Here is a 23,755-nt window from a genome sequence, read left to right on the forward strand (position 1 = left end):
ACGGACCGTAGACCGGATAAGGCATTGATGCCGCCATCCGGCAATGCTTTGTGGCGTATTCTACGCGCAATCGCAGAAATCAGAAAAGCAGCGATGCCGTTGAATCCAGCGCCGCACGACGGCGTTTTTCCGCGCTTAGCTGTTCAAGCTTATTGCGGTCCACGCAGATGAGGGCGTGCGTTGGGCAAGCGGCCATACAGGCCGGACCGGCTTCACGGTGGTGACACAGATCGCACTTGTTGGCTTCGGCTTTTTCGGCACGCACGTTCAGCCCCGCGCCGCTATTGCGAACCACCGGACGTACCACCACTTCCATGGCGCCGTAAGGACATGCCACTACGCAAGTTTTACAGCCAATGCAGCGTTCCTGCATCACATGAACAAAACCTTTGTCACGGCTGATGGCGCCATTCGGGCAAACGTTGGCGCACGGCGCGTCTTCACACTGGCGACACAGCGTTGCCGTGGAAACATTCACGCCTTTGATGACATGGATACGAGGTAAAAAGGTTTCAGGGGTCAGCGATGCGCAATCCTGATTTTCCTGATGGGATACGACGCAAGCCACTTCACAGGTACGGCAACCAATGCACTTACTCGCGTCTGCAATGATGAAACGGTTCATCAAATTCTCCAGCAATAACAGATGATGTGCCGATATATACACGAATCGTGCCAATTTTTATTTCATTGTTATTTAAGAATATTATTTCTATTTTCGTGAGCATTTACGTGTCATCGTCACAAGTGTCGATGACACGTAATGTCGCCAGTGGTGGTCAAGATTTGCAGTGATAGCCATCCGATTCTGCACCGCAACTGGCATCAATACTGATTAACGCCTGGCAATACGTTACCGCGTATTAAACAGCGCTGCGTAAGGGAAAGATCGTCCGTTTGCGGATTCCTTCCGGCAATAGGTTTGATAATTAATTTACGGCCAGGATAGTGATTAAAACGGGTCAGCGCCGGATAACTCAACCGGCCAAACCAGCCGTGTACGCGCTGCCAGCGGGCGTCCTTCACCTGATATAAATTGGTTATCCAGTAGCCTGAGTCAAACTGCATATCCAACAGTTGCGTGCGCCCATTGCCCTGTAAATCAAGCAAATCATCGACGCCAGTATCGGTGGCGGTATAAAACCCCCACGGTTCAAAGACGCAGGGGCGGCCATTCTTGAGAAAGGTGAAAATGATGTATTGCGCGCTCGGCGCCAGGCCCAACCCAGGATTGCCCAACCAGATAACCAGATCCTGAATGCCGTTACGATCGAGGTCAGCACGATAAAATTGCGCATTACCCGCCAAATTAATCAGCATTCCCACCGGGACAACCCATGAATTACCGGCTCTGTCTTTTCCGCTAATCCGCCATTCGTTATCTTTTTTCGGCTCCGGCAGTAGCGTCACGCCACTGACTCCGACCTGGCGAAAATACCAGGTCTGGTCGGGCGATACAGAATAAGGCAGGGTCAACAGCGGCTTCAGCGCACGCTTTTGCGCATATTCACTGTCGCTCATCGGCAGGTAACCGACAAAACCGGTGGCCAGTGCGCGCGCGGCGATGCAGAAAAATAGCAGTCCGCTCCATACGATAATCTTCACGTCCTTCTTACCGCCTATGCCGGGTAACACAAATTCTCCCTAAATATGTGCGCATTTTACGCCTCCGGCGCTTCCAGCGCGGCAAATCCGCCGTTTCCCTGCCAGCCTTCCAGACGCTGATAGACGATATTTACCGCGTCCTTAATCGGTTGAGTCATCGGATAATAAAACCCGACGATATCCGGCTGGATACCAACAAAAATCACCTCGCCGACATCCTCTTTCAGCTGATCGATAAGGTAGTTGAGCGGCATATTGTGGGTGGTCATCATAAACATTTCGGCGATATCATCCGGATCGATGATGCGGATCTCGCCCGGATTAAGTCCCATATCGGTGGCGTCGACAATCAACAGACGCTGCGGGCGCAGTTCGCGAATCGCCACAATGTCGTTTTCCGGCGCGCTGCCGCCGTCGATGACAACCCAGTTGCCCTTCGGCTGCGCCGCACACATTTCCGCCAGTAACGGGCCTGCGCCGTCGTCGCCCATCATGCTGTTGCCGACACAGAGTAAAACGTCAGTCACGAAGCCTCCTCACCATCAGGTAGATGGCGCTTTCCTGATGAATGTCATGCAACATACTGAGCATCAGTTTGCTCCATTCTTGCTGTTGCGGGGTCTGCGCGGCGCGCGCCTCATCAAACGCGCGCGCCAGCATTTGCACATGGTTGAAATCGATGACGATCTCGCCATACTTCGGCACGCCTTCCATTTTACGCCGGGCATCGCTACCGGCTTCCAGGGTGGCGATCCACGCCAGATACTCATCCCATGGGCAGGTGAGCGCGGCCTCCAGACAATCGATAACCCCCAGGTGGTGACCAATCGCCAGGCTGTAATAGACAACCTGCTGCGCCTCGGCGGGCGTCGCATCGTTCTCATCAATAAACTTACGGCTCAGTTGACTGAACACCACCTGTTCGCTCATCGGATACGCGCCTCTTCAACAACATGATTGAGATGGGTGACAATTTCGGTTAAACGCGGATCGTTTTCCGCTTCCAGCCAACGCGCCACTTGCTGCTCGCCCTGCCCCAACTGTGTCAGGTAATCATCGGCGATCTGACGACCATAGCGATAGCCCGCCAGCCGGCGCGCCGCGCGATCCACCTTCACGCGCAGCGGCTGCACCATATCCGGATGCAGGATCTCTGCGGGCTGATCGTCCAGCTCACCCGGCGCACGGGCGTGGATTTTCTGCTCCAGCAGGCCAAGCGCCATTGCAAATCCGTACAGCGTCGCCGCAGGCGTTGGCGGGCAGCCTGGAATATACACATCCACCGGGACGATTTTGTCGGTACCGCCCCAGACGCAGTAGAGATCGTGGAAGATACCGCCGCTGTTGCCGCAGGCACCGTAAGAGATACAAATTTTCGGGTCCGGCGCCGACTGCCAGGCGCGCAGCGCCGGAGAGCGCATGGCGCGGGTCACCGCGCCGGTAAACAGCAGAATATCGGCATGACGCGGCGACGGTACCACTTTGATACCGAAACGCTCGGCATCAAACAGCGGCGACAGCGTCGCAAAGATTTCGATTTCACAGCCGTTACAGCCGCCGCAGTCCACGCGGTAAACGTATGCCGAACGCTTAATATTTTTCAGTAGAGACGCTTTCATGCTGGCGATGGATTCATCCACCGTCATCGGTACCGGAATGCCGTTGGCGTCACGCGGGCCTAATAAATTGCTCATTAGCTGACCTCTTTCATATGGCGAGTCAGTTCAATACGGTCGGACGGCACCAGGCATTTCTGACGCTTACAGTCCGGGCAGGTCTCAAAGCTTTCGCGGTGGTTTTCCGCGCGGCTGTCGCCGTTGTGCGCAAGCAGCGCAATGGCGTAGTCAATCTCTTTCTGTACGGCGAAAGGACGATTACACACGCGGCAGTTGCACAGCGCAAAGCGGGACTGTTGCAGGAAATCTTCTTTCTTCCACACTGCCAGTTCGTACTCTTGCGACAGTTTGATCGCCGCCGTCGGGCAAACTTCTTCGCAGCGACCGCAGAAGATGCAGCGGCCAAGATTGAACTGCCACGCCAGCTCATTGGTTGCCAGTAAGGTTTCCACCGTCAGCGCGTTCGACGGGCAGGCATTAACGCAGGCGGCGCAGCCGATGCACTGCTGCGGATTATGTTCCGGCTTGCCGCGGAAGTTTTTATCAACCGCAATCGGCTCCAGCGGATAAGACGAGGTCGCCGTGCCGGTTTTGATAACTTTTTTGATAAAGGTAAACATGGCGATTCCTTATTTCAGCGGCGAGTTTTTACGCTCAATGCTGTAGCGCTCAAGTTCTTTGTACGGCACGACTTTGCTCTTCTTCTTACGCACATCGACCACGGTCATCCGGTCGGTACAGGAGTAGCAAGGGTCGAGGCTGCCGATAATCAGCGGCGCATCGGAGACGGTGTTGCCGCGCAGCATATAGCGCAGCGTCGGCCAGTTGGCGTAGGTCGCCGCACGACAGCGCCAGCGGTACAGCTTTTGGTTGTCGCCGGTCATGCTCCAGTGGATATCATCGCCACGCGGCGCTTCGGCAAAGCCGAGCGCAAAACGGTGCGGAATATAGGTAAAGCCTTCCACCATCAGCGGGCCGCCCGGTAGATTATCCAGACCGAAATCGATCATATTCAGCGAGGTGTAAACTTCGTTGATACGGACTTTCAGACGAGAAATCACATCGCAGCCCTGCTCGCTATGTACTTCCATCGGCAGCAGACCGTAACCGACAAACGGGTGGTCGGCGCGGGTGTCGCGGGCGTGACCGCTGGCGCGCACCATCGGGCCGACATTACTGAAGTCGCGGGCAATTTCCGGGTCCAGACGACCGATACCCACGGTACGCTGTTCCATATTCGGCGTGCTCAGCAGCATGTCCACCAGCTCCTGCACGTCACGACGCATCTGCTGCGCCAGTTGACGGGTCTGGATCATGTCCTCTTTGAGCAGATCGCGGCGAATCCCGCCGATCAGGTTCAGTCCGTAAGTTTTGCGCGCCCCGGTCAGTATCTCTGCCATTTTCATGGAGGTTTCACGCACGCGGAAGAACTGCATAAAGCCGGAGTCAAAGCCGGTGAAGTGACAGGCCAGGCCAAGGTTGAGCAGATGCGAGTGCAGGCGTTCCACTTCCAGCAGAATAGCGCGGATCATCTGCGCACGTTCCGGCACCTGAATGCCCATCGCGTTTTCCACGGAAGTGGTGTAGGCGGTGCTGTGGGCGAAGCCGCAGATACCACACACGCGATCCGACAGGAAGGTGACTTCGTTATAACCCATGCGGGTTTCCGCCAGTTTTTCCATACCACGGTGGACGTAGAACAGGCGGTAGTCGGCGTCGATAATGTTTTCGCCATCGACGAACAGACGGAAGTGGCCCGGTTCATCGGAAGTAACATGCAGCGGGCCAATCGGCACCACGTTATTTTTCTTGTCACCCAGCTCGTTAATGAACTCGTAGGTTTCCGCATCGGTGGTCGGCGCCGGGCGCTGACGATAATCCATGCTGTCTTTACGCAGCGGATAGAGTTCATCCGGCCAGTCGTCCGGCAGCACCAGACGGCGCTCGTCCGGCAGACCGACCGGGATTAAACCGTACATGTCGCGTACTTCGCGCTCACCCCACACGGCAGCCGGCACGCGCGGCGTAACGGATGGGAATTCCAGCTTATTGGCATCCACTTCAACGCGAACGGTAATCCAGCACTTCGTGCCCTGCTCCATCGACAGTACGTAATAAACGGCATAGTGGCCGCACAACTGGCGTTCGTCATTACCGAACAGCACCGACAGCCACCCACCCTGCTGGTAGTAAAGAAACTCCACCACTTCCGGCAGATAGTTTACTTTCACCGTAATAGTCAGCTGATCTTTGGTCTGCCAGGCTTCGTCCAGCACGACGCCCGGAAACGCCTGGTGCAGCGCCGCAAGGTATTGTTGACCTAATTTTTCTTCAGACATGCTCAAACTCTCTTAAATCACGCCGCCAGCAAGGAGACGAAGGCTAAAAACGCAAACCCAAAACCGGCCCAGGTCACGCGTGAAGTGGCGCAAAAACGCAGTCGCGCCATGCTGTTTTCAAACAGGGCGATCACCAGTACGCCGACAATCAGCTTGACGATGGCAATCACCAGCGCCAGCAACAGTCCGCCTGCGCTGAAGGTTTCCATCTGTCCCCACGGCAGAAACACGCCGACGAACATTTGCAGCACCACCAGTTGCTTAAGGCTGATGCCCCATTTCAGCACCGCAAAGCCGCTACCGCTGTATTCGGTCAACGGCCCTTCCTGCAACTCCTGCTCCGCTTCCGCCAGGTCGAACGGCAGCTTGCCCATTTCGATAAAGGTGGCGAAGGCGCAGGCGCACAGCGCCAGAATCAGCGGAATACTGCGCGCGACAGGCCAGTGATAAATGGTATCAGCGATATTGCTGATATGAGTTGAACCCGCCACCTGCGCGGCGACCCACAGACCCAGCAGCAGAATCGGCTCCACCAGCACGCCGAGCATCGCTTCACGGCTGGCGCCGATCGCGGTGAACGGACTGCCGGTATCCAGGCCTGCAATAGAGAAGAAGAAACGGGCGATGGCGAACAGGTAAATCAGGGTGATTAAATCACCCAGTTGCGGCAACGGAGATCCAACGGTGACGACCGGCAGCGCGGTGGCGATAGTCAGCATCACGCCGACCATCACAAACGGCGTCAGGCGAAAAACCCAGCCAGAATCAGCGGGCGCAATACTCTGACGACCGAGCAGTTTGATAATGTCGCGGTACTCCTGCAACACGCCCGGCCCTCGGCGATTGTGTAGACGGGCGCGCGCCACGCGAGTAATACCGGACAGCAATGGCGCAACGGCAAATAGCACCAGCGCCTGAATTAACGGATAAAACACACTCATTTTCAGGCTCCTCGTGAAACCACAATCACCACTAGCACCGCCAGCTCAATCAGCGCCAGACGACGGAACAGCACCGCGGCCGCCGCGTTCTGCCAGCCCGGAATCAACGATACCGGGTTGAGCCACTTACGCAGTTTAAGTACCGGGGCAAAGGCCTCTTTCACCGGCATGGCAAAACCGTGCGCGGTAATCACCATTGACTGCTCATGGTCGTAGCCGCACACCCAGGCCGCGCCGCGAGAACGCGACGGCAGACGGTTGCCTTTGAACATCGCCATAATGATGAACGGCAGTAGCGGACAGGCGACCAACAGCAGCGTGATCATCGGCTGCGATACGGTGGTGTGCGCGGTTTCCAGCGGCAACGGTACCGCAGTGGAAATCATCGGCAGCAGCCACGGCGCGGCAACCCCGCCCAGTACGCAGCAAATCGCCAATGCCACCACGCTGACGCCCATCAGGATCGGCGCGCAGCTGGCGTTTTCAGCTTCCTTCGTGCGCGGCGCGCCAAGGAACGTCACGCCGTAAACTTTCGCCATACACATCACCGCCAGCGCGCCGGTAATCGCCAGGCCAACCGCCAGCAGCGGTCCTAACAGACGACCAACAAATGCGCCGCTGTTGCCCAGTTTGAAGAAGGACTGGTAAATCACCCACTCGCCGGCAAAGCCGTTCAGCGGCGGCAACGCAGCCATCGCCATCAGACCGACCAGCATGGCGATAGAAATAACCGGCATCCGTTTACCAATACCGCCCAGTTTTTCGATATCGCGATGACCGGTACGGAACCAGATGCTGCCCGCGCCCAGAAACAGCACGCTTTTGAACAGGCTATGGTTCAGCAGGTGATAGAGCCCGCCGGTCAGACCCAGCGCGATCAGTACCGGCTGATTGAGAGCAATCCCGGTAACGCCTGCGCCCAGACCGAGCAAAATGATGCCGATATTTTCCAGCGTGTGATAGGCCAGCAGGCGCTGAATGTTATGCTCCATCAGCGCGTACAAACCACCGACAAAGGCGGTGATCATCCCAAGCACCAACAGCGCCACGCCCCACCACAGCGGCGCATTGCCGCCAAGCAGAGATAGCGTGAGAATGCCCAGCAGCCCGATTTTCATCACCACGGTCGAGAACAGCGCGGCGGCGGGAGCGCTGGCGTTGGCGTGCGCCTGCGGCACCCAACCGTGTAGCGGGATAATCCCGGCCAGCAGACCGAAGCCGATAACGCCGAGCAGCCAGATATCGGAGCCCAGCGGCAGTTGCTGAGCACGTTGATCCAGCAGCCCCAGATCCAGCGTGCCGTAGCGCTGCCACACCAGCCAGCAGGCGATTGCCAGCAGCAGCGTACCGAGACGGCCCAGCGCAAACCACAGTTTGCCCTCTTTGCTACCGCCGGTGAGGAACACGGCGCAGAGCGCCATGATTTCCGCCATCACCACCATCGTCCCCAGGTTACTGGCGACCACGGCGCAGACGGCTGCCGCCATCAGCAGGTTGATCAACAGTCCGTTGGCTTTTACCTGTGGATGGCGATGCCAGTCGATATTGAACAGGCTGACGAACAGGCCGCACAGCCCCAGCGTAATCAGCCAGATAGCATTCAGCGGCGTAATTTGCAGCATGTGACCGGTAAACGGCATCACGCCGCTCACCGTAACGGCGCTGGTCAGCGCGGTGAACCCCGCGCCTGCCGTACACAGGCTGCCGACCGCGCCGCCGATACCGGCAATCCAGCCGCTCAGCGCTTTATGAAACGAAAACAGAAACGCCAGAACGGCGGCGGCGGCAAACCACGCGACGCCGCTAGTAATCAGTGAAAGTGAACTCATTATGCATCCCCACTCTGAGCCTGCTGAAACAAGGTGAGATCGCCAAAATCGGTATTAAACGTCAGCTCACGTTTACGTTTGCTGGCGCGGGCGATATCCGTGTTCTCCACCAGGTGTAGCGCTTTAGTCGGGCACATCCGCACACAGGCCGGGCCTTGCTCGTCAAAGCTGCACAGGTCGCATTTCACCGCGATAGCGCGTACGCCCGGCACCCAGTCGAGCAACGTACTGACGCGCGCAGGCGCTGGCGGCGCGGGCGGCGCTTTCGGCGTATTGGCGTTCGCTGGAATATGCAGCGGACGGCTGCCGGAAAACTCAATAGCGCCAAACGGACAGGCAATACCGCACAGTTTGCAGCTCACGCACAGGCTTTCATTAAGCTGGACAGCGCCGTCAACGCGATTAATCGCGTTAACCGGGCATACCGTGGCGCATGGCGCATCTTCACAGTGGTGACAAAGCTGCGGCGCAGATTCTTTTTCATTCAGCATCACTTTCAGGCGCGGCATTGACTGCAGGCCATGCTGGCGATGCGTCTCTGAACAGGCGGCCTCACAGGTGTGGCAGCCGATACAGAGAGTGGAGTCAGCAATTACAAAACGATTCACCAGGCATTCCTCAGGTGATTGTCATTTTTGACGAAAACATGCCGTTGAAATGTCATTTTCGACACTTATCGACACGCCCATCCCCAAAACATTCATGACATGGCGCAACGCCATATCGAGAATCAAAGCGGGCAACACCTCAGGCTTATACCGCCGGGCTGTTTCCCTTTACCAATTGACGCAAATTAACCGGCGAGTTGGTTTCTACAGCGGTATAGAGGCTGTCGTAAACGCTGGCGATTTTTTCCAGATAGTGCTCCAGCACCTGCTCGCGATCGCGGTTGTTAACCCGTTCGTCAACCTTGCCGTCGATATCGAGCTGCGCCTGTGCAATCAATTGTTTATCTTCGCCATCTTTGGTTTCAACGTAGTACTCAATGGTGTGGCTGTTAAAACCATCCGCCAACGCGACGTAAATACGAAAGTGCTCAAACAGGACAAAGCAAAGATCCCTTTCCGGCGCGCAGCTCATTGCGTGATGCAGGCGCGCTTTCGAGAGGGTGATCCCCTGAACCAGCGAGTTGCAGTAAATATGCCACTGGTCCTGTAGGCGACGATGCCGTTGCGCGATGTAATCGGCCTTTTCGCTTATTTCCCAAATAGTCATGTCAGGTTACCCGTTTAACAGAGATGCCTGCGTTAAGCATTTTCCATGCCAATTTTTAACTTATTGTTTTTAATGGCAGACGAGCGCAGTTACTGCCGTTTCGACGCGGTGACGACATGTCATTTCGTCATCGTCGACATTAACCTGCCAGGGGATAAAAATATTGGCATAAATATTGCCTTACAGGGGCAACCACTACGGGAGGCGATATGCACGAAATCACCCTCTGCCAACGGGCACTGGAATTGATTGAACAACAGGCTTCAGCATACGGTGCAAAACGTGTGACAGCCGTCTGGATCAAAATTGGCGCATTTTCTTGCGTGGAAACCAGCGCTCTTTCCTTTTGTTTTGATCTGGTATGCCGCGGCACGATAGCAGAAGGTTGTAAACTGCACCTCGAAGAACAGGAAGCCGAATGCTGGTGTGAGCATTGTCAACAATATGTCACGTTGTTAACCCACCGTGTACGTCGTTGTCCGCAATGTCATAGCGATACGCTGCGAATTGTGGCCGATGACGGCTTACAAATTCGGCGCATAGAGATTGATGAAACTGAAGATTAATGCCGGATAGACGCTCGCGTCGCCATTCGGCAGAAAGCCTGTAACAAGAAAAAGATCAGGAGTAAGCGATGTGTACGACTTGCGGTTGCGCTGAAGGCAACCTTTATATAGAAGGCGATGAACATAATCCGCACTCAGCGTTTCGTAGCGCGCCCTTTGCCCCAGCGGCTCGCCCGGCGCTGAATATTACCGGCATTAAAAAGCCTGACTTTGCCCCAAGTCAGACCGCAGAAGGCGATCTGCATTACGGCCACGGCGAAGCCGGAACCCACGCGCCTGGTATGAGTCAGCGGCGGATGCTGGAGGTTGAAATCGACGTGCTGGACAAAAATAATCGTCTGGCTGAGCGCAACCGCGCCCGTTTCGCCGCCCGCCAGCAACTGGTGCTCAACCTGGTGTCCAGCCCCGGGTCCGGTAAAACCACCCTGCTGACCGAAACGCTGATGAAATTGAAAGACCGTGTACCGTGCGCGGTGATTGAAGGCGACCAGCAGACAGTGAACGACGCCGCCCGCATCCGAGCTACCGGCACGCCCGCCATTCAGGTCAACACCGGTAAAGGCTGCCATCTTGACGCGCAAATGATCGCCGACGCCGCGCCGCGCCTGCCGCTGGATGACCATGGTATTCTGTTTATCGAAAACGTCGGTAATCTTGTCTGCCCGGCCAGCTTCGATCTGGGCGAAAAGCATAAAGTCGCAGTGCTTTCCGTGACCGAAGGTGAAGATAAGCCGCTGAAATATCCCCATATGTTTGCCGCTGCGTCGCTCATGCTGCTCAATAAAGTCGATCTGCTGCCCTACCTCAATTTTGACGTTGAGAAGTGCATCGCCAGCGCGCGTGAAGTGAACCCGGAGATTGAAATTATCCTGATTTCCGCCACCAGCGGCGAAGGCATGGATCAGTGGCTGGCCTGGCTGGAGGCGCAGCGATGTGCATAGGCGTGCCGGGTCAAATCCGCGCCATTGACGGCAATCAGGCAAAAGTTGACGTCTGCGGCATTCAGCGCGACGTCGATCTCACATTAGTCGGCAGTTGTGATGAAAACGGTCAGCCGCGTCTGGGTCAGTGGGTGCTGGTTCATGTCGGATTCGCCATGAGCGTCATTAACGAAGCGGAAGCGCGCGACACGCTCGACGCGCTACAAAATATGTTTGATGTTGAGCCGGACGTCGGCGCACTGCTGTATGGTGAGGAGAGATAATGCGTTTTGTTGACGAGTACCGTGCGCCGGAACAGGTAATGCAGCTCATTGAACACCTGCGTGAACGCGCCGCCCTTCTTCCTTACACTGCCGAACGTCCGTTGCGCATTATGGAAGTCTGCGGGGGTCATACCCACGCAATTTTTAAATTTGGTCTCGATCAGTTACTGCCCGAAAACGTGGAATTTATTCACGGCCCCGGTTGTCCGGTCTGCGTGCTGCCGATGGGACGCATCGACAGTTGCGTGGAAATCGCCAGCCATCCGGAGGTGATTTTCTGCACCTTTGGCGATGCCATGCGCGTGCCGGGGAAACAGGGTTCTCTGTTGCAGGCTAAAGCGCGCGGCGCGGATGTCCGTATTGTTTACTCTCCGATGGACGCGCTGAAGCTGGCGCAGGATAACCCGACCCGCAAAGTGGTATTTTTCGGGCTGGGCTTTGAAACCACCATGCCGACCACAGCCATCACGCTACAGCAGGCAAAACAGCGTGACGTGCGAAACTTCTACTTTTTCTGCCAGCACATTACGCTGATCCCGACGCTGCGTAGCCTACTGGAGCAGCCGGACAACGGCATTGACGCCTTTCTTGCGCCAGGCCACGTCAGCATGGTCATCGGCACCGAGGCGTACCAGTTTATCGCCGCCGATTTTAATCGCCCGCTGGTGGTGGCTGGATTCGAACCGCTTGATCTACTGCAAGGCGTGGTCATGCTGGTTGAGCAGAAAATAGCGGCCCTAAGCCAGGTTGAAAACCAATACCGTCGCGTGGTGCCGGATGCCGGAAACATGCTGGCGCAGCAGGCCATCGCCGATGTGTTCTGCGTTAATGGCGATAGCGAGTGGCGCGGTCTGGGCGTGATTGAATCCTCCGGCGTCCACCTGACGCCAGAGTATCAGCGCTTTGACGCCGAAGCGCATTTCCGCCCAGCGCCACAGCAGGTCTATGACGATCCGCGCGCCCGCTGCGGCGAAGTGCTGACCGGCAGATGCAAGCCGCATCAGTGCCCGCTATTTGGTAAAACATGTAATCCAGAGACCGCGTTCGGCGCGCTGATGGTCTCTTCCGAAGGCGCATGCGCCGCCTGGTATCAGTATCGTCAGCAGGAGTGTGAAGTTTGAACAATATACAACTCGCCCACGGCAGCGGCGGCCAGGCTATGCAACAGTTGATTAATAGCCTGTTTATGGAGGCCTTTGCCAACCCGTGGCTGGCGGAACAAGAAGATCAGGCGCGTCTGGAGCTGGCGCAACTGACGGCGGAGGGCGACCGTCTGGCGTTTTCTACCGATAGCTATGTGATCGATCCGCTCTTTTTCCCCGGCGGCAATATCGGCAAACTGGCGATTTGCGGTACGGCGAACGACGTTGCGGTGAGCGGCGCGATCCCCCGCTATCTCTCCTGCGGCTTTATCCTTGAAGAAGGGCTGCCGATGGAGACGTTAAAAAGCGTGGTCAATAGCATGGCGGCGACCGCGCGGGAAGCGGGTATCGCCATTGTAACCGGCGACACCAAAGTTGTGCAGCGCGGCGCGGCGGACAAATTATTTATCAACACTGCCGGCATGGGGGCGATTCCCGCCGATATTCGCTGGGGCGCGCAAACGCTGAGCGTTGGCGATGTGCTGTTAGTCAGCGGTACGCTTGGCGATCACGGCGCCACTATCCTCAACCTGCGTGAGCAACTGGGACTGGATGGCGAGCTGGCGAGCGACTGCGCAGTATTAACGCCGCTTATTCAGACGCTGCGTCATATTGACGGAGTGAAGGCATTGCGTGACGCCACGCGCGGCGGCGTGAATGCGGTCGCCCATGAGTTTGCGGCGTCCTGCGGTTACGGTATTGAATTGTCCGAATCCGCACTGCCGCTCAAACCTGCCGTGCGCGGCGTCTGCGAGCTGTTGGGGCTGGATGCCCTGAACTTTGCCAACGAAGGAAAACTGGTGATTGCCGTTGAACGGCAGGCCGCAGATCGGGCGTTGGCGGCATTACGCGCGCATCCGCTGGGACGTGATGCAGCGCTGATTGGCGAAGTCGTGGAACGCAAAGGCGTTCGCTTAGCCGGACTCTATGGCGTGAAGCGAACCCTTGATTTGCCACACGCCGAACCATTACCTCGTATATGCTAGCAGCCTGTTGGCAGCATACTGTAGGCCGGATAAGACGCATTTGCGTCGACATCCGGCATTAACGCTGCATTAACGCCTGATGGCGCTTTGCTTATCAGGCCTACGGAGTGTGTGACCAGCGAGTTTGCGGTCAGCCATCCGGCAATAACTTACGACTTATACCTATAATTCATTTACCGTTTTCGCACCGTTTTGCGGTATTTTCCTGGATAAGCAACATGTCGTATACACCCATGAGCGATCTTGGACAGCAAGGCTTGTTCGATATCACTCGTACCTTATTGCAGCAGCCCGATTTGGCGTCGCTCAGTGAAGCGCTTTCGCAACTGGTAAAGCGTTCAGCGCTCGCCGACAGCGCCGGCATTGTGCTATGGCAGGCGCTGTCGCAACGCGCACAATATTATGCGACGCGAGAAAATGGCCGTCCTGTTGAATATGAAGATGAAACCGTACTGGCGCACGGCCCGGTACGTCGCATCCTTTCTCGCCCCGATGCATTGCACTGTAATTTCCATGAGTTTACCGAAACCTGGCCGCAGCTTGCCGCGAGCGGCCTCTACCCGGAATTTGGTCATTACTGTCTGCTTCCTTTAGCCGCGGAGGGCCGTATTTTCGGCGGCTGCGAATTCATCCGTCAGGAAGATCGCCCCTGGAGTGAAAAGGAATATGACCGTCTGCATACGTTTACCCAAATTGTCGGCGTGGTCGCCGAGCAAATTCAAAACCGGGTAAACAATAATGTCGATTATGATCTGTTGTGCCGCGAACGCGATAACTTCCGTATTCTGGTTGCGATCACCAACGCCGTCCTGTCGCGTCTGGATATTGATGAGCTGGTAAGCGAAGTCGCAAAAGAGATCCACCACTATTTCAATATCGACGCGATCAGCATCGTGTTGCGCAGCCATCGCAAAAATAAGCTGAATATCTACTCCACCCACTACCTTGATGAGCATCATCCGGCGCATGAACAGAGCGAAGTCGACGAAGCCGGCACGCTCACGGAGCGCGTCTTTAAAAGTAAAGAGATGCTGCTTATCAACCTCAACGAACGCGATCCGCTTGCCCCCTACGAACGCATGCTGTTCGATACCTGGGGCAATCAGATCCAGACGCTTTGCCTGCTGCCGTTGATGTCCGGCAAGACGATGCTTGGCGTGCTCAAACTGGCCCAGTGCGAAGAAAAAGTGTTTACCACCGCCAACCTCAAGCTGCTGCGTCAGATTGCCGAACGAGTAGCCATTGCCGTGGATAATGCGCTGGCCTATCAGGAAATCCACCGACTGAAGGAACGCCTGGTCGACGAAAACCTGGCGCTCACGGAGCAGCTTAATAACGTCGACAGCGAGTTTGGCGAGATCATCGGGCGCAGCGAAGCGATGTACAACGTGCTAAAGCAGGTTGAGATGGTGGCGCAGAGCGACAGTACCGTGCTGATTCTGGGCGAAACGGGAACCGGTAAAGAGTTGATTGCCCGCGCCATTCACAACCTGAGCGGACGTAGCGGGCGCAGGATGGTAAAGATGAACTGCGCCGCGATGCCGGCGGGGCTGCTGGAAAGCGATTTGTTTGGTCATGAGCGCGGCGCGTTTACCGGCGCCAGCGCGCAGCGGATTGGCCGTTTCGAGCTGGCGGATAAAAGCTCGCTGTTTCTGGATGAAGTGGGCGACATGCCGCTGGAGCTACAGCCTAAGCTACTGCGCGTCCTTCAGGAGCAAGAGTTTGAACGTCTCGGCAGCAATAAACTGATCCAGACCGACGTGCGGCTGATCGCCGCGACTAACCGCGATCTGAAAAAAATGGTCGCCGATCGCGAATTCCGTAACGATCTCTACTATCGGCTGAATGTTTTTCCGATCCAACTTCCTCCGTTACGCGAACGTCCGGAAGATATTCCACTACTGGTCAAAGCGTTCACTTTCAAAATCGCCCGCCGAATGGGGCGTAATATCGACAGCATTCCCGCCGAAACGCTGCGCACGCTCAGCAGCATGGAATGGCCGGGGAACGTTCGCGAGCTGGAGAATGTCGTCGAGCGCGCCGTGCTGCTGACGCGCGGCAATGTGCTACAACTGTCGCTGCCGGATATTACCGCCGTAACGCCCGATACCTCGCCTGTTGCGACTGAAAGCGCCAAAGAAGGCGAAGATGAATATCAGCTTATTATACGCGTGCTGAAAGAGACCAATGGCGTAGTGGCTGGACCAAAAGGCGCGGCGCAGCGTCTGGGGCTTAAACGAACCACCCTGCTGTCGCGTATGAAGCGATTGGGTATTGATAAAGACGCGTTAGCGTAACGGGTTGCCGGATCTGATCCGGCCTGGAGATGATGCGCGCCGTAGGCCTGGCGCTTCCCCTTCACTTCTTGCGCTGATATTTTTCCGGCAATTCCGGAACGGGGCGCTTATCGTCGATAAGGTGCCGCACGGTCAGGACAGGGTGTCGCCAAAGCATTCGCGGACCTGCCCAACGCATAATCTGCTTCATCTCCTCGCGTTTAGCCGGCTGATAGCAGTGCACCGGGCACTGCTTACAGGCGGGTTTTTCCTCGCCAAATACGCATTTATCAAGACGTTTTTGCGCGTAGGCGAATAGCGCCTCGTAATGCCCCTGCACCGCTGACGCCTGTGGGCACTGGCTTTCATACAGCGCGATCATTTTTTTGATCGTCAGTTTTTCACGAGCGATACGTTTACCAGGCATCGTGCTCTCTCCGAACATTAAGGTGTATTTATTTTACACCTTATCCCTCTTTAGCACTATCACTGCATATCGTCGCCATTTCGCAAATAAGAATTATTTTCATTTATTCATGCCTTGTGCTATATAACATAGCAAAGGCTATATTCGATGATTAATTAACCACATTGTTGCGAGGGATACTATGACGAATCTACATCGTCTGAAAACACTCCTGATTGCCGGTATTGTCGCGATACTCGCGCTATCGCCAGCCTATGCAAAAGAGAAATTTAAAGTCATCACCACGTTTACCGTTATTGCCGACATGGCGAAAAACGTGGCGGGCGACGCAGCGGAAGTCAGCTCGATTACCAAACCCGGCGCTGAAATCCATGAGTATCAGCCAACGCCCGGCGATATTAAACGAGCGCAGGGGGCGCAGCTTATCCTCGCGAATGGTCTGAACCTGGAGCGATGGTTCGCCCGCTTTTATCAGCACCTTTCCGGCGTGCCGGAAGTCGTCGTCTCCACCGGTGTCAAACCGATGGGCATTACCGAAGGCCCGTATAACGGTAAACCGAACCCGCACGCCTGGATGTCGGCAGAAAACGCGCTGATTTATGTCGATAACATTCGCGACGCCCTGGTGAAGTACGATCCGGATAATGCGCAGATCTATAAGCAAAATGCCGAACGCTATAAAGCGAAAATTCGCCAGATGGCCGATCCGTTGCGTGCCGAGCTGGAAAAAATTCCCGCCGATCAGCGCTGGCTGGTCACCAGTGAAGGCGCGTTCTCTTACCTGGCGCGCGATAATGACATGAAAGAGCTTTATCTCTGGCCAATTAACGCCGATCAACAGGGGACGCCAAAACAGGTGCGTAAAGTGATTGATACCATTAAAAAGCACCATATTCCCGCCATCTTTAGCGAGAGTACGGTTTCCGATAAACCCGCCCGCCAGGTCGCGCGTGAATCCGGCGCGCATTATGGCGGCGTGCTGTATGTCGATTCTCTGAGCGCCGCTGACGGCCCTGTGCCAACCTATCTGGATCTGCTGCGCGTCACGACCGAAACCATCGTCAACGGCATTAACGACGGACTGAGGAGTCAACAATGAGTCAATCTGCGATTACCGTTGATCAAGTCACGGTGACGTATCGCAACGGTCATACCGCCCTACGGGACGCCACTTTTCAGGTGCCTGGCGGTTCAATCGCCGCGCTGGTAGGCGTAAATGGTTCCGGTAAGTCTACGTTATTTAAAGCGTTAATGGGCTTTGTGCATCTTGCGCAGGGCGATATCACTATCCTGCAACAGTCAGTCAACAAGGCACTGAAAAAAAACCTCATTGCTTATGTTCCGCAATCAGAAGAAGTGGACTGGTCATTTCCGGTGCTGGTAGAAGATGTGGTGATGATGGGACGCTACGGCCATATGGGCTGGCTACGCCGTCCCACTGCGCATGATCACGCCTGTGTTGACGCCGCGCTGGCGCGGGTAGATATGCAGGAGTATCGTCACAGGCAGATTGGCGAGCTGTCCGGCGGGCAGAAAAAACGTGTGTTTCTTGCCAGGGCCATCGCTCAGGATGGACAGGTAATCCTGCTGGATGAACCTTTTACCGGCGTGGATGTAAAAACCGAAGCGCGAATCATCGATCTACTACGGGAACTGCGCGATGAAGGCCGCACGATGCTGGTCTCAACGCATAATCTCGGCTCCGTCACCGAGTTTTGCGACTATACGGTAATGATTAAAGGAACCGTACTGGCCAGCGGCCCTACCGAAACCACGTTTACCGCCGCGAATCTGGAACAGGCGTTTAGCGGCGTTCTACGTCATATCGCGCTAAGCGGAGGCGAAGAGCACATCATCACCGATGACGAGCGCCCCTTTATTTCCCGGCGCGTGGCCAGCGGAGGAAAATCGTCATGAACTGGCTTGTTGAGCCGTTTGGCTACCAGTATATGCTCAACGCGATGTGGGTCTCCGCGATGGTGGGCGGTCTGTGCGCGTTTCTCTCCTGCTATTTGATGCTCAAAGGCTGGTCGCTCATTGGCGATGCGCTATCTCACTCTATTGTGCCTGGCGTCGCTGGCGCCTGGATGTTAGGGCTGCCCTTCTCGCTCGGCGCGTTTCTTTCCGGCGGACTGGCGGCAGGCAGTATGCTCTTTCTTAACCAACGCTCACGCCTGAAAGAAGACGCGATTATCGGGCTTATTTTCTCCTCTTTTTTTGGCGTCGGCCTTTTTATGGTGTCGCTCAATCCGATGTCGGTGAATATCCAGACGATTATTCTCGGCAACGTGCTGGCGATCGCGCCAGCGGATATTGCGCAACTGGCGATTATCGGCGCAGTCTCGCTGACGATTCTGCTGTTAAAGTGGAAAGATCTGATGGTCGTCTTTTTCGATGAAACCCATGCGCGCTCTATCGGGCTTAATCCGGGTCGACTAAAGCTGTTGTTTTTCACTCTATTGTCCGTCTCTACCGTGGCGGCCCTGCAAACCGTTGGGGCGTTCCTGGTGATCTGTCTCGTCGTCACGCCGGGCGCGACGGCCTGGTTACTCACCGACCGTTTTCCACGTCTGCTCATGATTGCCGTCGTGATTGGCAGCCTGACCAGTTTTCTGGGCGCATGGCTTAGCTACTGGCTGGATGGCGCCACTGGCGGAATTATTGTCGTCATGCAAACCTTACTGTTCATCACGGCCTTTATTTTCGCCCCGAAACACGGTCTGTTAGCCAACCGTCGACGCGCCCGCCTGCAGAAGGAGCCGACATGTTCTTAACAACGTTACTGGAACCCTTTCAGTTTGATTTTATGGTGAACGCCCTTATGGTTTCAGTCATTGTGGCGATTCCCTGCGCCTTGCTGTCCGTGTTTTTAGTGTTAAAAGGCTGGGCGTTAATGGGAGACGCAATGAGTCATGCGGTATTCCCCGGGGTCGTGCTGGCATATATTGTGGGGCTCCCCCTGGCGATTGGCGCTTTCATTGCCGGATTATTTTGCGCTATCGCGACCGGCTATCTGGACGATAACAGCCGCATCAAACGTGATACGGTGATGGGCATCGTCTTTTCCGGGATGTTTGGCGCAGGTCTGGTGCTCTATGTTTCTATTCAATCGGAAGTGCATCTGGATCACATCCTGTTTGGGGATATGCTGGGCGTATCGCTGGGGGATATCGTACAAACGTCAGTTATTGCACTGGGTATTGCGTTAATCATTGGGCTGAAATGGAAAGATCTCCTGCTACACGCTTTTGACCCGCACCAGGCGAAAGCCAGCGGGCTGAATACCACGCTACTGCATTATGGCCTGCTATGTATGATTGCGCTGACTATCGTCGCCACGCTGAAATCGGTGGGTATTATTCTGTCGATTTCATTGCTTATCGCCCCCGGCGCAATTGCCATTTTGCTGACGCGACGCTTTGCGCGCGCGCTGGGATTAGCGGTGAGTCTGTCAGTTATTACCGCTTTTACGGGCGTCTATCTGTCTTTTTATCTTGATAGTGCGCCAGCGCCGACCATCGTGGTATTATTTGCCATCGTGTTTATTGCGGCATTTATTTACGCAACATGGCGCGACAGGCGTAATGAAATCGTACCAGAGGCGCAAGGTTAACACTTTTTGCCTGCTATTCAGGAAACATACGGTCATAATATAGAGTACTTTTATGGCGCTGGAAGGATTTCCTCTGGCAGGCAACCTCATAATTTCATTACGGTTTAAGTAAAGACTTATATTCAGCTATCCTTTTTTTATGAGCGGATATAGAGAGTTTTTTATCGTTTAGCATAACGGCATTGTTATCGAATCGCTCATAAAGCGTTTCATTCTTTTTGTTTACTATACTGCTTCCCTCCGCCGGATTGGCCTGCACATATTCATTTAATCGTTGTACGCCTTGAGTATGTTTGTAAAAACTCACCGGCAGATAGCGGTCTGCTTTATCGGACGGGAGAAAAGGTTCTTCACCACACAGACGTTCACAAATATTATCTTCATGAATTTTTACTAAGTTCATAAATTCAAGCTGAAGTTTTTTGGCGAGCGCCAGGCTAAAAATACCACATTCAGAAGAGCTTCGTTGAATGTCCAGCTCGACCATAGCAAAATAACAATCAGGCAGTTGTTCACGTTCAAGAGCTGCTTTGGTCCTCAACGCCAGTAAAGCAGGTCCAAAAGCGCTACACGCTGCTGGTTCGAACAAAATCACCGATGTCTTTCCGTCCATAACTCTAAAATCGACGACTGAAATATGGATACCTGAACTTCCCATATTTACGAGAAATCGGGCAGATTCAACGCCTTCCATTCTGGTCTCCTTTATAGAGGAAACAAGCTCATGGACTGACATAACAAATTTAAGATTTAACTCTGGATACTTCTTATTGGCCTGTGCAACAAGAAAAGGCATCATTTCGAGATCGGTTTCCTCGTAACTGATATGAATCCAGCTGCCATCTATAATTTCACTTTCCAGACGCTCAACAATACAGGTCAATGCTTCGGTGTTTAGCTCCCCGCTGACGTCAGGCTGAGGCGATAAACTCGCCCCCATATTACGAGCCGTAGGACTTAGCATACTTTTCCCTCCACATGATAGCTCCTGCACCGAAAATATCATCTTTAACTTTTCAGATTCAATATATTGCCCGCAAAAATATGCCTCAATGATTGAGCCAGGCAACCAATCACCTCCAGATGATTATATATAAGAATTACTACTCAAAAAATCTTTTTTATAATAAAAGCTCAACACATGGTCATAAATGATAAAAAATATTTTAATTCATTCCTACCGCAATCGGTAACGCGCAATTATCGTCAAGTACACCAGGGTTATGTGCAAAAGCAGTGCGCTGTAAATGCGCGTCTAGTTTCAGTCCCCGGAACAGCGATAGCGGTGAAGAGTCCATCCCCAAACGATACATAACCTTCTTACGATAAATACTGACGGTTTTTGTTCCCAGACCAAATTTTTTCGCCAGTTCAATTGCCGGATGTCCGGAGGATAATAATATCAGCAGCGCATATTTCGCCTGAGTGACGCCGGGAGGTAGATTCCACCAGGCGTATTGATTGATATTAAACAATACCTCTTCCGGCGTCTCGCCGGCATTAAAAGCATACGTAGTAGCCACGGTTTTCTTTTGTGGCCTGTGGCAGAAACGCAGCCAGGCTTCCGGAAGACGGAGCTTCTCTCGATCCGAGCGGATAGCGCAGGATAGTTCGTCTTTTAAAACATAATCCATAACGCCAAAATATTGCAGCACACAGCGATCGATATAATACAAGCGATCTGCCACTACCAAAACTTTACGGTTCTGCAACCGCGTCTGCAACGCATGAAAAAGATAAACATGCTCATGCGGGTTCAAAGCTAAAATCAGCCCGGCGTCCGGCATATCGGATAGAGAATGCAAAAGTGCGGTTAATGAGTTACACGTTTTAACGCACTTTTCCGGATATTTTTGCTTAAAAATAGACTGAAGGGCATAACAATTAGTCCAGTTAATACCGTATATAATTACATTTCTCATTTATTTATCCTTTTTTGAAAACTGACCACAGCTTCGGTAATAATTTTTCTTCCTGGGCGACTACTGCGCAAGTAGATAACGCCTTCTTACTACAAAGGTAATAAGACCAGATACGTTATTACATGCGCAATGTCGTTACCGAAATGAATTCCTTTTACAAATCTGATAATGATTAAATTTGCTGTTTTACTTTACTGTAATCTCTTAGAGTACAACGATTGCCCGACGCCTGGTGGCCATGTATGTCTGACAATGAACGCTTTCGATTCCCTTTCATTAACTATATATCACTGGTGTAGCGATACTGAAATATACACTACGATTAAAGAAATATTTGGTATCTGTAACGCAAACAGATAGTAACGTTTAAAATAATTTCACAAATCAATGGTTCATCGTACGCATAAAGCTAAGCGGTGTAATCTTAAAATGCCGTTTAAAAATAGCGATAAAATAAGAAGGCGTATCATAGCCACACATCGTCGCGACTTGTGAAATATTTCCAGCCCCCATACGTAATAATTTTATAGCCTGATTCATACGAGCATCCAGGTATATTTTGCTAAAACTCACCTCTTCAGCGGCCAGTTTTCGCTTCAGACTTGATACGCTCATAAACAGCTTTCCTGCCACCTCAGCCTGTGACCATTTGCGGGTGAGATCGCTGATAATAATGTTATAAACTTTCTCTTTTGTCGTAATTTTTATTGCTCGCTCAAGGAAATCAAACCCACCGGGCTTACGTACAAATGCCGATATAAGATACATCAATGAGAAATATGAATAATCATGATCATCAATACTCACATTACTACAAACCCGTGGACATGCCACACCATGCAAAATAGAGTCAAAAGTATCACTCATCCCTGGCAACAAGTCCGCATGGAAAAAATGCTTTGGTTTCGTTTTTAATGATAGCTCTCGATCATTATAGTTTCTTGTACTGTAAAAAACTTTGTAGAATTTTTGCATTAAATCATAGGAAACTTCCAGTGAAGAAAAATCAATATGCCCTTCTATTTCGCTCATACTAAGCGTGATTGTTTGATCTTTTTCCAATAAAAATAAACACGGTGCAGATTGTTCGATGAACGCTCCAAATTCGTTTTCAATTCGCAAACTGCCTTTATTAAGTTTAATCAATAAGCAGTTTGCGACATAATAGTCTCTTACGTCAGCTAATCCATTTATTAATGGAAATTTTTTCGGCGGTTGAAGGTGATTATTGCTAATGGCCTCAACTGATTTATTCATTGAAGGCAATACCATATTTTATCCTGTGTGCTATAAGGAACTTAAAATCGTTATATTCTTATAAACAAATAATTAAAACTCACAGAGATGATTTAAATCCGATTTTCTTATTATTATAGCCAATAATTACATTCCAAAGCGCGTTCATTTCGTCACAAAAAGATACTCTTACAAACTTTATGCACAATTTTGTAATGAAATCTTACAATATTAATATAATCCTTTCAGGATAAAACGCCTGGTAGATATCTTAATAACCCATATGTATCAATAAGATAGATACACTGGCATGGTGCATTTTCTGCATTATTTGCTGATATATACACCATACCTTATCACAAATCGCCAGCAATGGGGGTTCACCAGTCAATTGCCTCTTTGTTTTCCCCGCCAGATAAAATAATCTCCTGCATCCAGGAGGTCATTTGTGACTGTGCATTCATTGTACCAACTAATACCCCGTTTAAAGCCTCATATAAATGGGTGCCCGGTTCAACTTTTGCTAACATGTTTTGTAGCATAGCCGTTTGCTGCTCAAAAGAAACAAAAGCCGAATCACCACTTTTAGGATCTTTGAAGGCATTCATCTCTTGATAAATGCTATCTTTAAGCGTTTCAGAAGAGGCTGACTCAGGGAGCGCCAAAAGTCGTTGGTAGAATGCATCATAAAGATCAACGTCGCCGCCATTGCTTAAAGGCGCGCTATCCACATTATTCAGCATAGCGGCCCTGGCACTCAACGAAACCACACCCGTCGCTTCAGTGTCCGCTGTCGGGACCAAATAAGAAGTCGGAATCGTACCCGGTATCACCTTAT

General features: G+C 53.0%; 26 protein-coding genes. 10 read left to right on the forward strand and 16 right to left on the reverse strand.

Annotation, left to right across the window (positions count from 1 at the left end; all coding sequences use genetic code 11):
* Positions 1 to 79: 79 nt before the first annotated feature.
* From hydN to hycA, 11 genes are all read right to left on the reverse strand, one after another.
* Positions 80 to 625, reverse strand: a complete 546-nt coding sequence (gene hydN, locus ACLD4F_RS09065) for an electron transport protein HydN (RefSeq protein ID WP_001078791.1) — start codon at positions 623 to 625, stop codon at positions 80 to 82.
* Positions 626 to 825: 200 nt separating this feature from the next.
* Positions 826 to 1,635, reverse strand: coding sequence for a hypothetical protein (locus tag ACLD4F_RS09070; RefSeq protein WP_078057679.1), 810 nt, complete (start codon positions 1,633 to 1,635; stop codon positions 826 to 828).
* A gap of 26 nt (positions 1,636 to 1,661) precedes the next feature.
* Positions 1,662 to 2,132 carry a hydrogenase maturation peptidase HycI gene (gene hycI, locus ACLD4F_RS09075; protein ID WP_000132984.1) on the reverse strand — a complete coding sequence of 157 codons (471 nt, stop codon included), beginning with the start codon at positions 2,130 to 2,132 and terminating at the stop codon, positions 1,662 to 1,664.
* Positions 2,125 to 2,535: a formate hydrogenlyase maturation HycH family protein gene (locus ACLD4F_RS09080; protein ID WP_000003725.1), complete on the reverse strand. Its 411-nt coding sequence runs from the start codon at positions 2,533 to 2,535 to the stop codon at positions 2,125 to 2,127. Before ACLD4F_RS09080 ends, hycI begins: the two co-directional genes overlap by 8 nt.
* Entirely contained in the window at positions 2,532 to 3,299 is a 768-nt protein-coding gene (hycG, locus tag ACLD4F_RS09085; RefSeq protein WP_000067419.1) for a formate hydrogenlyase subunit HycG, read from the reverse strand. The genes ACLD4F_RS09080 and hycG overlap by 4 nt, the downstream gene beginning before the upstream one ends.
* A complete protein-coding gene (hycF, locus tag ACLD4F_RS09090; RefSeq protein WP_000493773.1) occupies positions 3,299 to 3,841 on the reverse strand; it encodes a formate hydrogenlyase subunit HycF in 543 nt (180 codons plus the stop codon). The genes hycG and hycF overlap by 1 nt, the downstream gene beginning before the upstream one ends.
* A gap of 9 nt (positions 3,842 to 3,850) precedes the next feature.
* Complete coding sequence (hycE, locus tag ACLD4F_RS09095; protein WP_001288155.1) at positions 3,851 to 5,560, reverse strand: formate hydrogenlyase subunit HycE; 1,710 nt, start codon at positions 5,558 to 5,560, stop codon at positions 3,851 to 3,853.
* Positions 5,561 to 5,577: 17 nt separating this feature from the next.
* On the reverse strand, positions 5,578 to 6,501 hold the full coding sequence (locus ACLD4F_RS09100) for a respiratory chain complex I subunit 1 family protein (protein WP_000110562.1): 924 nt from the start codon (positions 6,499 to 6,501) through the stop codon (positions 5,578 to 5,580).
* A 2-nt stretch (positions 6,502 to 6,503) separates the two neighbouring features.
* Positions 6,504 to 8,330 (reverse strand): formate hydrogenlyase subunit 3, encoded by a 1,827-nt coding sequence (hycC, locus tag ACLD4F_RS09105; protein ID WP_000097040.1) that lies wholly within the window; start codon positions 8,328 to 8,330, stop codon positions 6,504 to 6,506.
* A complete protein-coding gene (gene hycB, locus ACLD4F_RS09110; RefSeq protein WP_001079164.1) occupies positions 8,330 to 8,938 on the reverse strand; it encodes a formate hydrogenlyase subunit HycB in 609 nt (202 codons plus the stop codon). The genes hycC and hycB overlap by 1 nt, the downstream gene beginning before the upstream one ends.
* 145 nt (positions 8,939 to 9,083) lie before the next feature.
* A complete protein-coding gene (gene hycA, locus ACLD4F_RS09115; protein WP_000158075.1) occupies positions 9,084 to 9,545 on the reverse strand; it encodes a formate hydrogenlyase regulator HycA in 462 nt (153 codons plus the stop codon).
* A gap of 209 nt (positions 9,546 to 9,754) precedes the next feature.
* Here hycA and hypA point away from each other — a divergent pair, with 209 nt between their 5' ends.
* The 6 genes from hypA to flhA all read left to right on the forward strand — a co-directional run bounded on the left by hypA (position 9,755) and on the right by flhA (position 15,740).
* Complete coding sequence (hypA, locus tag ACLD4F_RS09120; protein WP_000544461.1) at positions 9,755 to 10,111, forward strand: hydrogenase maturation nickel metallochaperone HypA; 357 nt, start codon at positions 9,755 to 9,757, stop codon at positions 10,109 to 10,111.
* Positions 10,112 to 10,179: 68 nt separating this feature from the next.
* Positions 10,180 to 11,052 carry a hydrogenase nickel incorporation protein HypB gene (gene hypB, locus ACLD4F_RS09125; protein ID WP_000337631.1) on the forward strand — a complete coding sequence of 291 codons (873 nt, stop codon included), beginning with the start codon at positions 10,180 to 10,182 and terminating at the stop codon, positions 11,050 to 11,052.
* The gene (gene hypC, locus ACLD4F_RS09130) at positions 11,043 to 11,315 is read left to right on the forward strand and encodes a hydrogenase 3 maturation protein HypC (protein WP_000334871.1); all 273 of its coding nucleotides are present in this window, start codon (positions 11,043 to 11,045) and stop codon (positions 11,313 to 11,315) included. The genes hypB and hypC overlap by 10 nt, the downstream gene beginning before the upstream one ends.
* Positions 11,315 to 12,436 (forward strand): hydrogenase formation protein HypD, encoded by a 1,122-nt coding sequence (hypD, locus tag ACLD4F_RS09135; RefSeq protein ID WP_001212962.1) that lies wholly within the window; start codon positions 11,315 to 11,317, stop codon positions 12,434 to 12,436. Before hypC ends, hypD begins: the two co-directional genes overlap by 1 nt.
* Entirely contained in the window at positions 12,433 to 13,443 is a 1,011-nt protein-coding gene (gene hypE / locus ACLD4F_RS09140; RefSeq protein ID WP_001059962.1) for a hydrogenase expression/formation protein HypE, read from the forward strand. Before hypD ends, hypE begins: the two co-directional genes overlap by 4 nt.
* 218 nt (positions 13,444 to 13,661) lie before the next feature.
* The gene (flhA, locus tag ACLD4F_RS09145) at positions 13,662 to 15,740 is read left to right on the forward strand and encodes a formate hydrogenlyase transcriptional activator FlhA (protein ID WP_000122681.1); all 2,079 of its coding nucleotides are present in this window, start codon (positions 13,662 to 13,664) and stop codon (positions 15,738 to 15,740) included.
* A gap of 61 nt (positions 15,741 to 15,801) precedes the next feature.
* Here flhA and ACLD4F_RS09150 read toward each other — a convergent pair whose 3' ends face one another.
* Positions 15,802 to 16,146 (reverse strand): nitrous oxide-stimulated promoter family protein, encoded by a 345-nt coding sequence (locus ACLD4F_RS09150; RefSeq protein WP_001117944.1) that lies wholly within the window; start codon positions 16,144 to 16,146, stop codon positions 15,802 to 15,804.
* A 181-nt stretch (positions 16,147 to 16,327) separates the two neighbouring features.
* Between ACLD4F_RS09150 and sitA the strand changes: the two genes are divergently transcribed.
* From sitA to sitD, 4 genes are read left to right on the forward strand one after another with little or no spacing between them, the layout of a single operon-like run.
* The gene (gene sitA, locus ACLD4F_RS09155) at positions 16,328 to 17,245 is read left to right on the forward strand and encodes an iron/manganese ABC transporter substrate-binding protein SitA (RefSeq protein ID WP_000182930.1); all 918 of its coding nucleotides are present in this window, start codon (positions 16,328 to 16,330) and stop codon (positions 17,243 to 17,245) included.
* Positions 17,242 to 18,063, forward strand: coding sequence for an iron/manganese ABC transporter ATP-binding protein SitB (gene sitB, locus ACLD4F_RS09160; RefSeq protein WP_000083153.1), 822 nt, complete (start codon positions 17,242 to 17,244; stop codon positions 18,061 to 18,063). Before sitA ends, sitB begins: the two co-directional genes overlap by 4 nt.
* Positions 18,060 to 18,920, forward strand: a complete 861-nt coding sequence (gene sitC / locus ACLD4F_RS09165) for an iron/manganese ABC transporter permease subunit SitC (protein WP_001104336.1) — start codon at positions 18,060 to 18,062, stop codon at positions 18,918 to 18,920. Before sitB ends, sitC begins: the two co-directional genes overlap by 4 nt.
* Positions 18,911 to 19,759: an iron/manganese ABC transporter permease subunit SitD gene (gene sitD / locus ACLD4F_RS09170; protein WP_079943979.1), complete on the forward strand. Its 849-nt coding sequence runs from the start codon at positions 18,911 to 18,913 to the stop codon at positions 19,757 to 19,759. The genes sitC and sitD overlap by 10 nt, the downstream gene beginning before the upstream one ends.
* 97 nt (positions 19,760 to 19,856) lie before the next feature.
* Here the strand turns inward: sitD and avrA are convergent, their stop codons facing one another.
* From avrA to ACLD4F_RS09190, 4 genes are all read right to left on the reverse strand, one after another.
* Positions 19,857 to 20,765 (reverse strand): type III secretion system YopJ family effector AvrA, encoded by a 909-nt coding sequence (gene avrA / locus ACLD4F_RS09175; protein ID WP_079944013.1) that lies wholly within the window; start codon positions 20,763 to 20,765, stop codon positions 19,857 to 19,859.
* 160 nt (positions 20,766 to 20,925) lie between these two features.
* Complete coding sequence (gene sprB, locus ACLD4F_RS09180; protein WP_079943978.1) at positions 20,926 to 21,681, reverse strand: transcriptional regulator SprB; 756 nt, start codon at positions 21,679 to 21,681, stop codon at positions 20,926 to 20,928.
* Positions 21,682 to 22,065: 384 nt separating this feature from the next.
* On the reverse strand, positions 22,066 to 22,953 hold the full coding sequence (gene hilC / locus ACLD4F_RS09185) for an invasion transcriptional regulator HilC (protein WP_079943977.1): 888 nt from the start codon (positions 22,951 to 22,953) through the stop codon (positions 22,066 to 22,068).
* A gap of 344 nt (positions 22,954 to 23,297) precedes the next feature.
* Complete coding sequence (locus tag ACLD4F_RS09190) at positions 23,298 to 23,750, reverse strand: type III secretion system effector protein OrgC (RefSeq protein ID WP_000612177.1); 453 nt, start codon at positions 23,748 to 23,750, stop codon at positions 23,298 to 23,300.
* Between the last annotated feature and the right edge of the window lie 5 nt (positions 23,751 to 23,755).

Source organism: Salmonella sp. 741265050_HSA (genome assembly GCF_046569445.1).
Lineage (GTDB): Bacteria > Pseudomonadota > Gammaproteobacteria > Enterobacterales > Enterobacteriaceae > Salmonella > Salmonella enterica.

Excerpts from the sequence above, each read along its gene's own strand:
- hydN (WP_001078791.1), bottom strand. The coding sequence starts at position 625 with ATGAACCGTTTCATCATTGCAGACGCGAGTAAGTGCATTGGTTGCCGT.
- ACLD4F_RS09080 (WP_000003725.1), bottom strand. The coding sequence starts at position 2,535 with ATGAGCGAACAGGTGGTGTTCAGTCAACTGAGCCGTAAGTTTATTGAT.
- hycG (WP_000067419.1), bottom strand. The coding sequence starts at position 3,299 with ATGAGCAATTTATTAGGCCCGCGTGACGCCAACGGCATTCCGGTACCG.
- hycF (WP_000493773.1), bottom strand. The coding sequence starts at position 3,841 with ATGTTTACCTTTATCAAAAAAGTTATCAAAACCGGCACGGCGACCTCG.
- hycE (WP_001288155.1), bottom strand. The coding sequence starts at position 5,560 with ATGTCTGAAGAAAAATTAGGTCAACAATACCTTGCGGCGCTGCACCAG.
- ACLD4F_RS09100 (WP_000110562.1), bottom strand. The coding sequence starts at position 6,501 with ATGAGTGTGTTTTATCCGTTAATTCAGGCGCTGGTGCTATTTGCCGTT.
- hycC (WP_000097040.1), bottom strand. The coding sequence starts at position 8,330 with ATGAGTTCACTTTCACTGATTACTAGCGGCGTCGCGTGGTTTGCCGCC.
- hycA (WP_000158075.1), bottom strand. The coding sequence starts at position 9,545 with ATGACTATTTGGGAAATAAGCGAAAAGGCCGATTACATCGCGCAACGG.
- hypA (WP_000544461.1), top strand. The coding sequence starts at position 9,755 with ATGCACGAAATCACCCTCTGCCAACGGGCACTGGAATTGATTGAACAA.
- hypB (WP_000337631.1), top strand. The coding sequence starts at position 10,180 with ATGTGTACGACTTGCGGTTGCGCTGAAGGCAACCTTTATATAGAAGGC.
- hypC (WP_000334871.1), top strand. The coding sequence starts at position 11,043 with ATGTGCATAGGCGTGCCGGGTCAAATCCGCGCCATTGACGGCAATCAG.
- hypD (WP_001212962.1), top strand. The coding sequence starts at position 11,315 with ATGCGTTTTGTTGACGAGTACCGTGCGCCGGAACAGGTAATGCAGCTC.
- flhA (WP_000122681.1), top strand. The coding sequence starts at position 13,662 with ATGTCGTATACACCCATGAGCGATCTTGGACAGCAAGGCTTGTTCGAT.
- ACLD4F_RS09150 (WP_001117944.1), bottom strand. The coding sequence starts at position 16,146 with ATGCCTGGTAAACGTATCGCTCGTGAAAAACTGACGATCAAAAAAATG.
- sitA (WP_000182930.1), top strand. The coding sequence starts at position 16,328 with ATGACGAATCTACATCGTCTGAAAACACTCCTGATTGCCGGTATTGTC.
- sitB (WP_000083153.1), top strand. The coding sequence starts at position 17,242 with ATGAGTCAATCTGCGATTACCGTTGATCAAGTCACGGTGACGTATCGC.
- sitC (WP_001104336.1), top strand. The coding sequence starts at position 18,060 with ATGAACTGGCTTGTTGAGCCGTTTGGCTACCAGTATATGCTCAACGCG.
- sitD (WP_079943979.1), top strand. The coding sequence starts at position 18,911 with ATGTTCTTAACAACGTTACTGGAACCCTTTCAGTTTGATTTTATGGTG.
- avrA (WP_079944013.1), bottom strand. The coding sequence starts at position 20,765 with ATGATATTTTCGGTGCAGGAGCTATCATGTGGAGGGAAAAGTATGCTA.
- sprB (WP_079943978.1), bottom strand. The coding sequence starts at position 21,681 with ATGAGAAATGTAATTATATACGGTATTAACTGGACTAATTGTTATGCC.
- hilC (WP_079943977.1), bottom strand. The coding sequence starts at position 22,953 with ATGGTATTGCCTTCAATGAATAAATCAGTTGAGGCCATTAGCAATAAT.